The 2973-nt window shown below is 40.6% G+C and carries 2 protein-coding genes and 1 pseudogene; 2 read left to right on the forward strand and 1 reads right to left on the reverse strand.

Annotated elements, in window-relative coordinates:
- Window positions 1-149, reverse strand: a pseudogene (locus ETF27_RS11510) (IS256 family transposase); the annotation flags it as partial.
- Window positions 150-707: 558 nt separating this feature from the next.
- Between ETF27_RS11510 and ETF27_RS09050 the strand changes: the two are divergent.
- Together ETF27_RS09050 and ETF27_RS09055 are read left to right on the forward strand one after the other, a co-directional pair.
- On the forward strand, window positions 708-1010 hold the full coding sequence (locus tag ETF27_RS09050) for a cupin domain-containing protein (protein WP_028901587.1): 303 nt from the start codon (window positions 708-710) through the stop codon (window positions 1008-1010).
- Between the two features lie 4 nt (window positions 1011-1014).
- Window positions 1015-2568 carry a PAS domain-containing protein gene (locus ETF27_RS09055; RefSeq protein ID WP_147785732.1) on the forward strand — a complete coding sequence of 518 codons (1554 nt, stop codon included), beginning with the start codon at window positions 1015-1017 and terminating at the stop codon, window positions 2566-2568.
- Window positions 2569-2973: the final 405 nt, after the last annotated feature.

Genomic DNA, 2973 nt, shown 5'->3' on the forward strand with positions numbered 1-2973 from the left:
CATTGCTCATGGGCATTTTCGCTGACGAACAACTCTCGTTCATGATACATCAGGGAGTTCATGATTAATGACTGAAGGGTAACAAAACCCTCGCTGCTGCTTGTGTAATTCGAAATAATTTCCGAAATTTGCGAATGTGTAAGTTTCATTTTTTCCTTTTTTATAGTTTTCAAATACAAAGATAAGAAAAAAGGAGCTTACACACTTTTATAGGACAGTACCCAACAGATTACAAAGAGTGTCTCACGGTACGGTTTTTGTAATGTAATTTCATGATGCCGGGCAGGTCGAATGTTCGCCATCTGTATAGGGTTTGAGGAACAGGGGGGGCGCTTTCCCCCCTTTGGCGAGAAAAGAGGCTTTTCCTCCTCACTTACTTTCCTGTGTGCGGTTCGTATATTCGACTGCCAACTCCTTCAATGGGAGCTGGGAATGGCTGCGTCCAAGTCCACTTTTTACAAATCGATCACGATAAGTTTTCAAAAAAATAGAATTTCGTAAAGGCCCAAGCTGGTGGTTATATCAGAATTTTTGTCACTTATACCAATAATGCAAAACAAAAAAAGTTGGAATTCAGAATATCAAGTGAGGAATTTTTCTTAAATTTGCAAACGTACTTGCATTTTGAAGTTGAATCTACCATATAAAAGTATAATATCAAAACGAACGTTATTCAATTATTAATCATAACTAAATAAAGAAGAATTATGAAACAAGTAATTAACCCCATTGGGCAGGAAATCAATACTTTAGGTAAGGTAATTAACAACAAGGAACTCATGCTTGTACACTTGCATCTGAAAAGTGGAGAACAAATACCTTCACACGACCATACAGGACGGGAAGTATTCTTCACCATAGTGAAAGGAACTGTAGAGGTTACTCTTAACGATACCGAGGTACATCGTATCAGCACAGGCACCGTTCTACATTTCCCCGGCGAAGCTCATGTAAGCGTAAAAGCCATAGAAGAGAGTGATTTTTTCGTTTACCTCATCAATAGACAATAATGCTATGGATATGAAAAAATATTTGCCGAGTGTTGACCTTGAGAAACTCAGCAAAATACTCGAAATCAAAGAAGCATACCAACGAGGAGATATTTCATTAGAGGAGGGCAGAGCCCGAATAAGAAAGCAAGTTGGGAAAATCCGTCCTTATGAAATAGCATTGGCAGAACAGGAACTCAAAACCATTGAAGAGGATGAGTGCCAAAAGGAGGATATTCAAAAGATGATTGAGCTGTTTGATGAAGTGATGGACACCAGTCGACCAAATCTTCCTCTTGATCACCCTATCATGTGTTACTACAGAGAGAACGATGAAATGCGTCGCCTTATGCTCTCCATAGAAGATCTTGTACAATATCCGATTATCAAGAATCAGTGGATTGAATTGTACGACAAAATAGCGGCTTTTCGCATTCACCTTTCACGTAAGCAGAACCAGCTCTATTCCATACTCGAACAGAAAGGATTTGATCGCCCCACGACTACGATGTGGCTGCTCGATGACTTTGTGCGAGATGAAATACGTGATGCTAAAAAACTTATTGAGGAAGATAAAGAAGAAGAATTTTTGGCAATGCAGCCTACCATTGTGGCAGATGTGCGGGATCTTTTACAGAAAGAAGAATCTGTACTATACCCAACTGCTTTGGCAATGATTACTCCCGAAGAATTCGAACAGATGCGTTCGGGAGATTACGAAATTGGCTTTGCATGGATTGATGTAGAAGGATTCCAAAATGCGGATAAAACAGTAACCCAGCCAACAACAGCTCCTGACGGTTTTGTCTCAGAACTATCTGCGCTTCTTACTAAATATGAGCTTGGAGGAAACGACACAGACCGAGTTTTCGACGTCACGACAGGAAAACTTTCTCTCGAACAAATCAACCTCATATACAAACATCTTCCTGTAGATATATCTTATGTAGATGAAAACGAACTAGTTCGCTTCTATTCAGATACCAACCACCGCATCTTCCCACGCAGCAAGAATGTTATCGGACGTGATGTGAAGAACTGTCATCCGCGCACCAGCGTCCACCTTGTTGAGGAAATTATAGCCAAATTCCGTTCGGGTGAGCAGGATAGTGTAGATTTTTGGATTAACAAACCAGGTGTGTTCATCTATATATATTATGTAGCCGTGCGTGATGCAGAAGGAAGATTCAGAGGTGTACTCGAAATGATGCAAGATTGTAGTCGCATTCGTGAACTTCAAGGTTCACGAACACTGCTGACCTGGTCAAATGATACACAAGTAGTAAAATCGAAGGAGGCGCAAAACTGTACTCCAAATGATACGTCTGTTACAAAAGAAGATTCGACAATAGAACTCTCTGCCGACACTCGCTTACAGGATTTGTTAAAAATTTACCCACAGCTACGGAAAGATTTGCCAAGTATGAACTCTGCTTTCAAAATGCTCAATTCTCCTCTTGCACGCATCATCATTCCTAAAGCAACCATTGCCATGATGAGCGAACGCAGTGGCGTTTCTATTGATGACATACTTTCTATGTTAAAAGAACTCATCGCTAAATATAAGAGGGAGAAATAAATTCCTTATCTCAGAATAACAGAGTCGAGTAGGTTGGGAAACGAAAGTTTTCTAACCTACTTTCGTTTCCTTCCCTCTCACACCACCGTACGTGCCGTTCGGCATACGGCGGTTTAATTCGTTTTCAAAAAGAGTCTAATCTTGTTTGATTAGTTTCATCTTCCGTCTTTCTTCACTTCTGCTTCCAATGGATTCATGCTTAGCTCTATGTGGACGTCGCATGGTAGTGTCCTTCAAGAACCCAACTTACAACCAGCAGATGGTATTGGATTCCAACTTTAATGAAACAAAGGTGCTATCCAATACCATCTGCTGGTTGTAAGTCGAGCTTTTGAGAGATGAGCGGATAATGCTCATGCCAAGCGTACACAAAAAAAGCCTCAAGGATTTCTCCGTGAGGCTTCT

The sequence above is a fragment of the Prevotella brunnea genome, assembly GCF_008016795.1.
Classification (GTDB): domain Bacteria; phylum Bacteroidota; class Bacteroidia; order Bacteroidales; family Bacteroidaceae; genus Prevotella; species Prevotella brunnea.